This window comes from Streptosporangium sp. CA-135522, from assembly GCF_050949235.1.
Taxonomy (GTDB): domain Bacteria; phylum Actinomycetota; class Actinomycetes; order Streptosporangiales; family Streptosporangiaceae; genus Streptosporangium.
Genome location: NZ_CP192026.1, coordinates 7,054,634 through 7,066,785, shown reverse-complemented (window position 1 = coordinate 7,066,785; position 12,152 = coordinate 7,054,634). Strand labels below are relative to the sequence as shown.

Here is a 12,152-nt window from a genome sequence, read left to right as displayed (position 1 = left end):
ACGTGCTCGTCGGACGGCATGCGCTCCGGGTCGAGCCGGCCCTCCCGGAGTGCCAGCCGTACGGTCCCCGAATCGGGCACCCTGCTCCACACCCGTCCGCCCGCCGTGTCCTCGCCGCCCTCGACACGCTTGTAACGAGCTCAGTGGCCGACCACCCTCAGCTCGGCCGTGTCGCCGTCCACGAAGACCGTGCACCCCAGGGCGGAGGGCATCAGGCTGGCGGCGGTCAGGGCGGACGGCTCGGCCTCGTCCTCGCCCACGTCGGCGCCGTCGGTGTCGGCGGCGTCGTCCATCAGATCCGGCTCGATCACCTCGCCATCCGGAGTGAGCCTGCCCAGGATGTAACGATCGGTCGGGCGCTCCTTGAACTCCTCCTCGTCCCCGAAAGGGCCGTGGAGATCACGGACGACCAGTTTCTCCAACTCACGCCGGATTCGGGTCTCGTCGGGACGTTGGAGCACCGTCTCACCGCTCATGGCGATCACTGTAGGGGCAGACCACGACATTCCACGGCGTGATCGCACAAAGGAATGCTCGCCGGGCGGCACGGCTCTGACGCTGCCACCGGGGGTCTCATGCCGGAGAGGACATCAGGTGTTGAACCGGCCACCTCGCAGCGCGGCGACCGACTCCACGAGTCCGGCGTTCTCTAAAGCGTGGAGCACATCCTCGATCGTTTCCGGCGGATTCACTCGGGAGTCCACGATCTGCTGGACGCAGGCCCACACGATCCGGTCGTCCATGTCGATCTGATCGAGCACGAAGTCATCCGGTGACCTGGCCTCCAGGTTCCAGACGGTCAGTTCCTCCGCCGGGAAGTCCTTGAGGTTGGATGTGACGATGACCCGCGCACCCGCCTTGATCGCGGCTGCGAGCACGTGCCGGTCATCTGGATCGGGAAGCTTCAGCCCTTCCATCAGCGGTTCGTATCCCTCGACCAGGCAGTCTCGCACAGCGGCGTTCATGAGATCGCGCAGTCGTGACAGCTTGTCCGCCGGGATGTCGGGACGGTCGGACGCGAGGTTTCCGAGCGTCTCGTCCAGGATTCTGTTCGTCCATCTGGCCTGCACCGAGCCTGCCTGGGCGATGCGGATGAGCAGATCTCGGAGTGTGTTGCCGTAAAGGGCATTGGCGTCGTAAACCACAACGAAGGTCACGGTCAAAGCCCCAGCTCTTGGCCGAGCGCGGCGAGATCGTCAGCGGCGGTCCGCCGCTTCAGATCATCGCGTCGCTTGTACTCCATGAGATCCTCAGCGGTGATGCGACGGTGCTTTCCCACCATCCGGTAGGGGATCGTTCCGGACTCCAACAATCCGATCAGGTAGGGACGGGACACGTTGAGCATGTCCGCCGCCTGCTGGGTGGTCAGTTCGGCGTGGGAAGGAATGACCGAGACGCCGCGCCCTTCCGCGGCCTGGGCCAGGATGTAGGCGAGCAGGCTCACAGCCTCCCGCGGGAGGATCAGGGCGTCGTCCTCGTCGCCGAGCTCACCGGCTACCGGGATGGGCTCCCTACCCGGATGCCGCATGAGATAGTCCTTGATCCGCCTGACGGCACGGGCCGCGATCTGGGCGTCTATAGCTCCTGGCTCGATCGAGCGCCTGACTTGAATACCAGCCATGTCTACCTCCCTCTCTTAATCGCATTATGTGAAACAAACGAAGTAATCGCAACGAGTGTGGCTGATCGCGACGGGAGCTTGTACCGGAACTCAGTCCCTGCCTGATCCGTCTGTTCTGACAGTCGCGGCGAGGGGTGCGGTGTTGGTGGCCGGTCCGCTCGGCCGGCAGTCGTAGATGTACTCCGCCGACATGCCCGATCTGCTTGAGATGCCCCAGAGATTCCAGGCGGCGGCGTTCATGGGATCGCGCGGTCGCGGAACGCATTCGGCCGTGGGCGGATGGGATGATCGGGGCGGCGGCGCGCGGCTGACGCTTCCGGCTACCGCGGCAGGTGGTTCCCGCGGTGCAGCTCACGCTCACGGTCCGCCCACAGCCGCTCAAGCCGTAGCTCTGCCTCTACTGCGGTCGGGTCGTCCTGGTATGCCCAGGTGCTCGCGACGGTGTTCAGCATGAATACGGACACGAAGGTGACGGCCAACACGATGGCCATGAACAGGCCTGTACGGCCTTCGAAGAAGAGCAGGAAAGCGATCGCTAGGCTCCCCCAGAACATGATTTTCGCGGCGACCTCTATGGCGTCGATATTTCTGGCGAAAAACGACATGCATTGCCTCGCTGCTCGTGGGCGGAACGGCCGGTGCTGCGGGTGGCGGAATGGCGCTGACGTCAGCCTATTCGGTTGGGTGCGACCGCGGCGGCGGAGGAGGCGTCCTGTTCTGACACCGGTCTTACCGCTTCATACCGGTTCCGCCACGCGGACCGAGGCGTTTCCGGCAGGGGCTTGCTGAGAGTCGGCGGGGTAAGACCTGGACATTCCATGGTTTGGTTTCCCAAAGCATGAAGAACGGGAAAGCGGTATGGGTGGAGCCCGGGATCGGTAGATGTAGCCGATCAATACCCGCTGTGGTATTCAATGGTATTCGACGTTCTTTCTCATCACGGGGCACAGCGGAGGACGGGGGCGGCGTGGCCGAACGGATGGTGTCCAATCCCCGGCACGCGGAGCTGCAGCGCCTCCTCGCGGAGGCTGAGAGCAGGGCTCAGGAGGTACGGCAGGCATACCAGCGGGCCGTTGGCGCGATGCGGTCCGGAAAGGTGTGGACGGGGCCGACGGCCGACAAATGGACCGCCGAGCTGGAGGACCGGCATCAGCGGCTGGGGCGGCTCGCGCAGCGCGTGGTGGACGCGATCGAGGAGGAGCTGCGCCGGCTTCCTCCGCTGGTGACCGAGACCGAGGCGAACGCCATGCGCCGGGAGATGGCCGGACGTACGTGACCGCCGTGACCGTTGAGGAGGCTCCATGGCGCCTGCCGATGGGTTCTGTGGCATCGATCCCGACGGGATGGGACAGCTCGCCACCTCCCTGCGCGGCGCGGCCGACCGGCTGACCGCGTTCAGCAAGGAGTTCGACGGAAAGCTCCGCCGGCACGGGATCGCCACCCCCGCGCTGCGGGAGATCGCCGACATCGCCGACTGGGGCGGCACGCAGGTCTCCATGCTCCACGGCCGGATCGACCTGATCAACGCCCTGGGCAAGGGAGCTCCGGAGCTGGACGGCGGAGGCGACAGATCGTCGCTCGTCCACCTGCCCGACGAGCTGGAGGGCTTCGAGACGGCCCGAGGCCTGGCGAGCATGTACGGCAACGACATCCTCGTCAACCACGGCGGCGAGCTCCAGGCCGCGCTCATCCACGAGCACGCCGACGAGGTAGCCAAGCTCGCGAAGAACCCCCAGGCCGCCGCCGCTTTCTTCGCCCTGCTGTCCCCGCAGATCCGCGACAGCCTGGCAAGCCTCATTGCGAGCACCGGCAGCAAGACCGCCAGGAAGGACCTGGCCGCCTTCAGCGCGGCCCTCGGCGCCGCCCTGCGTGCCCCCGCCCTTGTCCCGGCGTTCGCCAAGGTCAGAGCCGACCTGGTGAAACCGGCCGGCAGTAAGGTCACCGCCTGGAACCGCCTCGCGCTGCTCAAGAGTGCGAACGCCCCCTCCAACGTCCGCAGCGCGGCGGCCCGCGCCCTGGTCCTGGACGACTTCGCGAAGAAGCCCCGACAGGACTGGCGCGCGGCCGGACCCACCGAGACGAAGGTGTACGGCCTGCCCTCCGACGTGGTCGCGCTGGGGCTGGAGGTGCTCGCCGAGGACGGCACGGCCGCGCGGGACGCGTTCGCCAGGATGGGCGGGGCCGACGTCAAGCTGAGCCAGGCCGACAAGATGAAACGGTTCCTCGACTACGCCAAAGGGGCGGGCACCGGAGACGAGGTGGCCGACGCCTTCGGCCGGGTGCTGGAGGCGGGCACCGAGTCCACGACCGAGAAGGCAGGGCGGCACAGCCCTGCCGCAGCCGCCTTCGCCCTGGACGCGATGCGGGCTGCGGGGTCCTTCGGTGACGACCTGCCGACGGTCGCCAAAGACTCCATGGTCATCATCGCGAAGTCCTACATTCACGAGCTTGCCTCAGGTACTCGCTTCGACAAAGCTGTGGACCGGGCATCCGGGATAGGGGTCCCGGAGAACTGGGTCGCCCTTCCCGGTGTGACACCGGCGTTCTATCTCAGCCCAGGGGATGCTCATCGTTTTCTGAAGACCTTCGTCGGGGACAAGCGGCTCACCGACGACTTCGACAAGACCGCAGCGCAATTCCGCCACGACACGCTGACGGCGGCGGCCCGCCTGGACGCACGGGACGGGACAAGATACTTCGAGGACACGGCGAGGGTGTTCGGCGATCTCGCCGGTGTGGAGTTCAAAGCGACACTAGATGTGCGCGGCGAGCGGGACGCCACCGACGATCTGATCCTCGACATCACCAAGAACACCCTGGCCCTCGGGGTCGATCAGATTCCCCTCGTGGGCCCCCTCGCAGACGAGGGCATAAAAGCGGGCTGGGAACTGGCGAAGGCATACGGAATCAGCACCGCCCTCGACGGCTGGGCCGACGGTTTCGAGACACGAGTCGAGGAGGTCACCGGGGCTCGGTCGGACTTCGTCCTGCGCCAGAAGTACGACATGGCTCACATCCTTCATGAGTCCGGATACCCGGCGAGCGATCTGCCTGCCGAGCTCATCAGCAAAAGCACTGGCAATCTCAAGACCTATGACGAGCTCTTGGCAGAGGCGAAGCGGGAAGCCGGAGAGGACAAGGGATGGGAGCAGGCGCTGCGGGAGAAACTGACGCCCTACGAACACTGGATGGACAGTAACAATAATTTGGATACCAAGATCGAAGATGCCTCACATTTTCAGACCAGTGATCAAGCCAAAGAGCAGCTAAGAGTCTGGAACTGATTCGTTTTTCTTACCTCGGCAGGCACGGAGTCATCGCATCCAGTCGCCAGGTGGGAGCCTCGGGAGCCACATACACGGTCACTGTGATACCCAGGTCCTTCTTCGCGCCTTGGATGAATCGTCCTTCGTCTGTATCCATCTGGCTGAAGTCATACTCCAATTTATACCCGAAGTCCTGGACGAGGACGTTCTCCATCAGTGCTTGGGCTCGGCCTAGGTGAGAGTCCAATGGTTCGTTGATACGTTCATAATCGGCGGTGGCTCGTAGTACTCGCCTGAACTTGTCCTTGTCGCAGCGGATGTCCTTGTCTGGATGCTGCAGGATGCGCAGTTTCTTGAGTGGATTTTTGAAGACGTCGTTGGTCTCCAGTCGCTGGGCGTCTTTCTGCAGCTCCGCCGCCGCCTCCTTCAACGAAGGCTCGGAAGCGCACCCCGATGCCACCATCACCAGGGCTGAACCGGCGGCCAGTAGGCGGGCGACGCGCATTCATTACCTCCGGGGATGATGGATTCCGGGACGTACCAATCTTCACCTAATCGGCCCGTCTTCGCTACACCCTTCGCATGCCCGTCTGCCACTGCCGGCCGTTTTTGAGTCCATCGGTAGGGTCTGACCACCATCATCGACCTCGGAGTGGACGTATCGTCGTGGGCAGGAGTGGCGATCCATCCGGCCAGCAGTCCGCCTGTCGTCACGGTCTTCCCTTTCGGGTGATTTCCGATGTTTATGATCGGGACGTTAAAAGCGAGACTGCATTCATGTGTGACCCCATCCGTCCCCCATCAAAAAGACGATGGACTGTTTTCTGTCCCGTGCTGTCTCGAAGGGAATTCCTGTGCTTAGAATGCCTTGCAGATGCTTGGTCGGCTATCGGCCTGGAAATTCAGATTGGAGCAGATGATGACAGCCGTTGGTCTACCTGGACCGGGCTCGGTATCGACAGCCGGTTATTAAGTCCGTTTTTTCTAATTCGATAGGAAATGTGATGGATGGTGCGCCGTCTCTCGACCCCGGATCCCCTCGCGTGCGGTTCGGCGCGGAGATGCGCCGCCTGCGGGAGGCCGCGCAGCTCTCGCAGACTGCCGTGGCCTCCCGCCTCGGTTGCACCCAGACCCAGGTATGCCGCCTGGAGAAGGCCACCCGAACCCCGTCGAAGTCCGACGCCGAGAGGCTGGACCGGCTCTTCGGGACGGCCGACGGCGCCTCCTTCATGCGGCTCTATCAGCGCATCATCGCCCAGCCCGGCGGCCCGGTCTGGTTCCGGAGCTGGGCCGAGGAGATCGAACCCACCGCCCTAGTCCTGCGCTCCTGGGACCCCCTCCTGGTGCCGGGCCTCCTGCAGACGGAGTCCTACGCCCGGCAAATCTTCAACCGGGAGCCCCGAGCAACCCCCGAGGAGGTGGAGGAACGAGTCAGGGCCCGGATACGGCGGCAGCAGATCCTCGACCGGGACGCCCCTCCCTTCATCCTTGTGCTCATCGACGCGGGCGTGTTGCGCCGGAAGGTCGGCGGAGCCGAGGTGATGCGCGAACAACTCGATCATCTGCTGGAAGCTTCTGAGCGCCCCTCTGTCTCTGTTCAAGTCGTCGACCCGGAATGTCTCCCCGGCCTGGCGGGCGCTTTCATGATCGCCGAGCTTCCGAACGGGCAGCCGATCACCATCCACGCAGACTCACCTGCCCAGGGGCATGTCACGAACGACTGCGAATTCGTAGCTTCCATTCAGGAACGATATGAGGCGATACGGCTGTGGGCCTATCCTGAGCGCATATCCCTCAAGATGATCGAGGAAGCGAGACGCGAATGGACCTGAGTGCCGCCGTCTGGCGGAAGTCGTCGCGATCTTCGGGAAATGGTGGCCAGTGCGTCGAGGTCGCCGCCAATCTGCCCGGGGTGGTAGCGGTCCGCGACAGCAAGAACCCCGACGGTCCCAAGCTGCTCTTCACCCCCGCCGAGTGGGGAGCGTTCATCAGCGGCGTCAAGATCGGCGAGTTCGACCGCTGATCTGGTCACGGTTGGGAAGACCGGCCATCCGGGACTGGATGGCCGGCTTCTCTGGCCAAAGGCTGAGCGACGCGATGCCGTTCGTCGGCCTCGGCTGATCAGAAAAGGGTCCCCTCCGGCGGGAACAGGCCGTCCTCGAAGGAGTCCGTCCCTGTAGCGCCGATTCGGGTCTTGCGTACGGTCTGCGGTAGGTGCGACGGGAAAGGTCCCCGCATGGTGGAGCGGGTCAGCCGCAGCCCTCGGTGATGCTCTTGGGCGCGGTCGTGTCCGCTTTCCCGGAATCAGATCGGGAAGTGGGGGCCGGTGTGGCGGCGGGCTTCGGGCGGGGCGTGGTCGTCGGGGTGACGGCTGTGGTTGCCGAAGTGGTGGGTGAGGCGGTGGCGGTGAGCCGCTGGCGAGGGGCGGCCGAGGAGCGGACGGCCTTGGCGGTGACCGCGCGGATCCTGTCCCAATCGGGGTAGCCGGTGTTGATCAGCGGCGGGACGAACTGCACGCTGGTCACCTTGGCGCCCTTCACCTTCAGGGCCAGCGGAACCAGGTGCTCCAGCATTGGGCGCGGGATGTCGGTCCGGAGCAGCTCCTTGGTGGCCAGCGCGACCCGGTTGAACCGGGAGAGCACGGTCGCCGGGTCGGCCTGGGTGAGCAGTGCGCCCAGCACGCAGCGCTGGCGTGCCATCCGGGAGAAGTCATCGCTGTTGGTGCGCGAGCGGGCGAACCACATCGCGTCCGCTCCGCGAAGCCTGCGGGTGCCCGCCTTGACCAGGCCCTCGTTGTACTTGCCGAAGACCACGTCCTGCGGCACGGTCAGCCGCACGCCCCCGATCGCGTCGATCAGCCGGGCGAATCCCCACATGTTCACCAGGGCGTACCAGTCGATCTTCAGGCCGAGGGTGTAGCCGACCGTTTCCATGAGCGTCCGGGTGCCCTGCCCCCGGCGACCGCCGAAGATCTCCGGATGGGCGTCGGAATACTCCCAGACCGCGAACAGCAGGTCCTCGCGCGAGCCGTCCGGGTTGGCGGGCAGCCGGAAGCCGTCGGGGAACCGCCTGGCCATCGGCGAGCCCGGGACGAAGCGGACGTTCTCCAGGTTGCGCGGCAGGCTCAGCAGCACGGTGCTGCCGGTCCTGACGTCGATGCTGGCCACGTTGATGCTGTCGGTCCGTACGCCCACCCGGTGGGTGTCGGCGTCGCCGCCGAGCAGCAGGATGTTCACCCGGTCCCGGCCGGCCCACGGGTCCTGCGTGCCGGCCGGGCCGGTCGAGCCGGGTGAGGGCGGCGGCGTGGCCGGGGCGCTGAAGACCTCTTCCAGGGTCGACTGCGAGACCGCGGCGTACTGCCCGACAAGACCGAACGGCAGCACCACGACCACCGCGAGCACGCCCGCGACCGCTCCGGCGACCGCCTGACCCGCTCGGGGGAGCGTGCTGGGCCTCAGCACCATGAACGAGTGGACGATCAGAGCGAACCAGGCGAGGCCGAGCGCTATGGAGACAGCGGTGACGACGGTCAGCCAGGACGAGGCGGCCAGCCGTCCGGCGAGGTCGACGAAGTCGACGGTGAGCGCCGCCCACAGCAGGCCCAGCAGCAGCGCGGCGTAGACGCTCAGCAGCGTCAGCCCGGTCCTGCGCCATCCGGCCCGCAGGTGCGCGGCCCCCGGCGCGACGGCGGACAGGGCCATCCACCCGATGACCGGGCCGACTCCGGAGGGCCTTGATCTGTCCCGCACCTGCTCCCCAATTCCTCCGTGCTTCAGTGCCGCAGGGAGATGGACTCCAGTGCCGCAGGGAGATGGTAGGGCGACGATCCGAGCCCGCGGGCGACGTGTGAGTGAACAGCGTGAGAAGCAATCCGCCTTTATCGTCACATTTCTACTGGAATAAGGTTCGGTCATGTCTTTCACCGAGATCGAGTACGGCGTGGCCGACGGGGTGGCCACCATCACGCTGAACCGCCCCCACCGCCTCAACGCCTTCACCTACGTCATGCGCGGCGAGCTGATCGAGGCCTTCGATCGGGCCGACACCGACGACGAGGTGCGCGCGGTGGTGGTCACCGGCCAGGGCCGTGCCTTCTGCGCAGGGGCGGATCTCGGCGGCGGCGGCGACACCTTCGACCACCGCAAGAGCGCGGAGATGTACGGAGGCGAGGACACCGTCGACGGCTCGCCTCGCGACGGCGGCGGAACGGTCGCCCTTCGCATCGTCCGGTCACTCAAACCGGTCATCGGCGCCATCAACGGTCCCGCCGTGGGGGTGGGGGTGACGATGACGCTTCCGATGGACATCAGGCTCGCCTCCGACACGGCCAGGTTCGGCTTCGTCTTCGCCCGGCGCGGCATCGTGACCGAGGCCGCCTCCAGCTGGTTCCTGCCGCGCATCGTCGGCATCTCCCAGGCCATGGAATGGGCCGCCACCGGACGGGTCTTCTCCGCCGCCGAAGCCTTCGAAGGCCGTCTGGTGTCGAAGGTCCACACTCCCGGCGAACTGCTCCCGGCCGCCTACGCGCTGGCCCGCGAGATCGCCGGCAACACCTCGGCGGTCTCGGTCGCCGCGATCCGCAGGCTCATGTGGTCCGGGCTGTCGGCCACGTCCCCCTGGGAGGCCCACCGCGCCGACTCCCTCCTGATGAACGCGCTCGGCGCCGCCCCGGACGCCGCCGAGGGCGTCACCGCCTTCCTGGAGAAGCGTCCGGCGAAATTCCCGATGAAGGTCAATACGGATCTTCCCGACGCGGTGCCCTCATGGCCCGCGAACCCCTACGAACTACCCTGACCGCATGCCTGACGTTCTCGGACCCGACTACGAGCTCACGGTCCTGCCCATGGCCGACGACTACGAGGGGGCGGTGGTCGCCTCGCTGGTGCGCCGGCGCGCCCCCGAGCCCACCGGCAGGGCCGTGCTCTACGTCCACGGCTTCACCGACTACTTCTTCCAAACCCACCTGGCCGACCACTTCGTCGCCCAGGGCATCGACTTCTACGGCCTGGACCTGCGCAAGTACGGTCGCTCACTGCTGCCGCACCAGACCAGGGGATTCGTGCGCAGCGTCACCGAGTACTTCCCCGAGATCGACGAGGCGATCCGCGTCATCCGCGAGGAGGACGGCCACGACGAGGTGATCCTCAACGGCCACTCCACAGGCGGTCTGGTCGCCGCCCTGTGGGCCGACCGGGTGCGGGGCCGGGGGCTGATCCAGGCGCTGGTGCTCAACAGCCCCTTCCTCGACCTCAACGTCCCCTCCCCCCTGCGAGCCGCCGCCGACCTGCTCAAGGGGCCGATGTCCCGGATGTCCGTGCGCACCGTCCTGCCGGTCGGCATCGCCACCGCCTACGGCACGAGCCTGCACCGCGACCATCACGGTGAGTGGGACTTCGACCTGGAGTGGAAGCCGATCGGCGGATTCGCGGTGCACGCGGTATGGCTGGCGGCGATCCGCCGGGCCCAGCGGCGGCTGCACGCCGGCCTCCGGGCGGACGTCCCGGTCTTGGTGCTCTGCGCGGAGAAGGGGCTGCGGCTGCGTGACTTCGCGCCGGAGGCGCAAGGGGCGGACCTCGTGCTCGACCCCGAGCACATCGCGCACTGGGCGACCAGGATCGGCCCTCACGTGACATGCGTCCGGGTGCCGGGCGGCATGCACGATCTGGTGCTGTCGCCCGAACCCGCGCGCGAGCAGACCTTCGCCGAGATGGACCGCTGGCTCAACTACTACCAGGGGAAGGCGAAGAGGCTGTAGTAGGCGCCGGCGACCAGCAGCAGGCCGGTGCCGCCCAGAACCCCGGCGACGGCGGCGCGCTGCGGGCGGCTGGGCTGCCAGCCCTCCCGCATCCCCGAGACGACGGCCGCCACGGCGGTGACCTCCTGCAGCAGCATGAGCACCGCCAGGATCCTGATGATCAGCCACCCGGCGAGCACCGCGGGCCAGGCCCCGGCCTGGTTGACCGAGAACAGCACCAGCAGCGTGATGAACGCCAGCACCGAGACCAGCAGTCCGAGCCCGGTCCAGGCCATCCGGCGCAGCCGGCGCCGGATGGGCGGCCAGACCAGGGCGTTGGTCTCGGCGGGCAACTGCCGCCCGCGCAGCCGCAGCACCATCTCGGCCACCGGGCCGACCACGTATCCGACGGCCGCGAGGCAGAGCGCGAGTCCGAGCACCGTGCCCCCGGCGTACCAGGGAGCGGTGGGCACCTCGCTGGCCTCGTAGCGCTGGACCGGGGTGGCGCCCGCGATGTGCACCGCCGGCCTGGCCGTACCCGGCAGTCCCTTGACCCAGTTGGCCAGCGTCTCCAGGTAACCGGGCGCGAACGGGCCGCCGTGGATGCGCATCCCGTGGTCGGCGCCGGCGAGGTAGCGGATCGTGTAGTCGGCGTTGCCGCCCGCGGTGAGCGCGCCGGTGAGCGCCCGGCTGCTCTCGACGAACGGGATCGACGGGTCGCGCGTGCCGTACAGGGCCAGGACCGGCTGGTGGACCCCGCGCAACGCGGGCAGGCCGTCGTAGCGCAGGAAGTTCATGTGGACCGCGCTCATCGCCCGGATGATCAGCTCCCGCACCCCGCTGGGCGCGTGCAGCCGGTCGAGTTGCTCGCCCATCGCCCAGGTGACCTGTCGCATGGGCGAGACGTTGGGCGCCGAGACCAGCACGGTGAAACCGACGTCGCCGCTCTTGGCGGCCGCGATCGGGACCACCCAGCTTCCCTCGCTCACCCCCCAGAGACCGGCGCGGGCCGGGTCGACGTCGGCACGCTGGCGAAGGCGGGCCAGGACGCGCAGCGCGTCGTCGGCCAGCAGCCCGAAGTCGCGGTTGCGGAAGTCGTAGCGCACGGTCCGCTTGTCGTATACGAGCGTGACGATGCCCGCCCTGGCCAGCGCCTCGGCCTGCGTGGTGAACTCGCCCCGCACACCGGCCCCGGCCCCCTGCACGAAGATCAGGGCGGGGTGCCTGCCGGGAGTGAGCGGCGCGCGGACCGTGGCCTCCAGGGTGGTGTCCCCGACGTCGACCGTGATGTCCTGGGTGACGATCTGCCCGGTCGTGGAGACACGCCTGACCTCGGCCGGAGGTTGGGCGGGGATGGTCTGGAAGATCGGGTCCGCGGTCAGCGGCGGCGGATCGAACGGGGGCGGCAGGGTGTAACCCACCGTCGCGAGAGCCACCAGGATCAAGCCCGCGGCCACGCTCAACATGCCCCGGCCAACCTGCATGCCGATCCGCTCCCCGATCGTCGCCCGCCTTCGTGAGGACCGTATGC

The 12,152-nt window shown here is 67.2% G+C and carries 13 protein-coding genes; 6 read left to right on the top strand and 7 right to left on the bottom strand.

The window, feature by feature from the left end:
- Window positions 1-140: 140 nt before the first annotated feature.
- From ACQPYK_RS33675 to ACQPYK_RS33660, 4 genes are all read right to left on the bottom strand, one after another.
- Entirely contained in the window at window positions 141-476 is a 336-nt protein-coding gene (locus ACQPYK_RS33675; protein ID WP_433239991.1) for a hypothetical protein, read from the bottom strand.
- A gap of 114 nt (window positions 477-590) precedes the next feature.
- Window positions 591-1,157 carry a PIN domain-containing protein gene (locus tag ACQPYK_RS33670; RefSeq protein WP_433239988.1) on the bottom strand — a complete coding sequence of 189 codons (567 nt, stop codon included), beginning with the start codon at window positions 1,155-1,157 and terminating at the stop codon, window positions 591-593.
- 2 nt (window positions 1,158-1,159) lie between these two features.
- Window positions 1,160-1,621, bottom strand: a complete 462-nt coding sequence (locus ACQPYK_RS33665) for an excisionase family DNA-binding protein (RefSeq protein WP_433239985.1) — start codon at window positions 1,619-1,621, stop codon at window positions 1,160-1,162.
- A gap of 320 nt (window positions 1,622-1,941) precedes the next feature.
- The gene (locus tag ACQPYK_RS33660) at window positions 1,942-2,226 is read right to left on the bottom strand and encodes a hypothetical protein (RefSeq protein ID WP_433239982.1); all 285 of its coding nucleotides are present in this window, start codon (window positions 2,224-2,226) and stop codon (window positions 1,942-1,944) included.
- 362 nt (window positions 2,227-2,588) lie between these two features.
- Here ACQPYK_RS33660 and ACQPYK_RS33655 point away from each other — a divergent pair, with 362 nt between their 5' ends.
- Complete coding sequence (locus ACQPYK_RS33655; protein WP_433239979.1) at window positions 2,589-2,897, top strand: hypothetical protein; 309 nt, start codon at window positions 2,589-2,591, stop codon at window positions 2,895-2,897.
- 25 nt (window positions 2,898-2,922) lie between these two features.
- The gene (locus tag ACQPYK_RS33650; protein WP_433239976.1) at window positions 2,923-4,905 is read left to right on the top strand and encodes a hypothetical protein; all 1,983 of its coding nucleotides are present in this window, start codon (window positions 2,923-2,925) and stop codon (window positions 4,903-4,905) included.
- A 10-nt stretch (window positions 4,906-4,915) separates the two neighbouring features.
- Here the strand turns inward: ACQPYK_RS33650 and ACQPYK_RS33645 are convergent, their stop codons facing one another.
- Window positions 4,916-5,392, bottom strand: coding sequence for a hypothetical protein (locus ACQPYK_RS33645; protein ID WP_433239973.1), 477 nt, complete (start codon window positions 5,390-5,392; stop codon window positions 4,916-4,918).
- A 424-nt stretch (window positions 5,393-5,816) separates the two neighbouring features.
- On the opposite strand from ACQPYK_RS33645, the gene ACQPYK_RS33640 reads away from it, so the two are divergent.
- A complete protein-coding gene (locus tag ACQPYK_RS33640) occupies window positions 5,817-6,719 on the top strand; it encodes a helix-turn-helix domain-containing protein (protein ID WP_433239970.1) in 903 nt (300 codons plus the stop codon).
- The gene (locus tag ACQPYK_RS33635) at window positions 6,710-6,910 is read left to right on the top strand and encodes a DUF397 domain-containing protein (RefSeq protein WP_433239967.1); all 201 of its coding nucleotides are present in this window, start codon (window positions 6,710-6,712) and stop codon (window positions 6,908-6,910) included. Before ACQPYK_RS33640 ends, ACQPYK_RS33635 begins: the two co-directional genes overlap by 10 nt.
- A gap of 226 nt (window positions 6,911-7,136) precedes the next feature.
- On the opposite strand, the gene ACQPYK_RS33630 is transcribed toward ACQPYK_RS33635, so the two are convergent.
- Complete coding sequence (locus ACQPYK_RS33630; protein ID WP_433239964.1) at window positions 7,137-8,588, bottom strand: LCP family protein; 1,452 nt, start codon at window positions 8,586-8,588, stop codon at window positions 7,137-7,139.
- Between the two features lie 211 nt (window positions 8,589-8,799).
- Here ACQPYK_RS33630 and ACQPYK_RS33625 point away from each other — a divergent pair, with 211 nt between their 5' ends.
- Both ACQPYK_RS33625 and ACQPYK_RS33620 read left to right on the top strand, forming a co-directional pair.
- On the top strand, window positions 8,800-9,681 hold the full coding sequence (locus ACQPYK_RS33625; RefSeq protein ID WP_433239961.1) for a crotonase/enoyl-CoA hydratase family protein: 882 nt from the start codon (window positions 8,800-8,802) through the stop codon (window positions 9,679-9,681).
- 4 nt (window positions 9,682-9,685) lie between these two features.
- Window positions 9,686-10,642: an alpha/beta hydrolase gene (locus ACQPYK_RS33620; protein WP_433239958.1), complete on the top strand. Its 957-nt coding sequence runs from the start codon at window positions 9,686-9,688 to the stop codon at window positions 10,640-10,642.
- Here the strand turns inward: ACQPYK_RS33620 and ACQPYK_RS33615 are convergent.
- On the bottom strand, window positions 10,615-12,105 hold the full coding sequence (locus tag ACQPYK_RS33615; protein ID WP_433239955.1) for an alpha/beta hydrolase family protein: 1,491 nt from the start codon (window positions 12,103-12,105) through the stop codon (window positions 10,615-10,617). The genes ACQPYK_RS33620 and ACQPYK_RS33615 overlap by 28 nt on opposite strands.
- Between the last annotated feature and the right edge of the window lie 47 nt (window positions 12,106-12,152).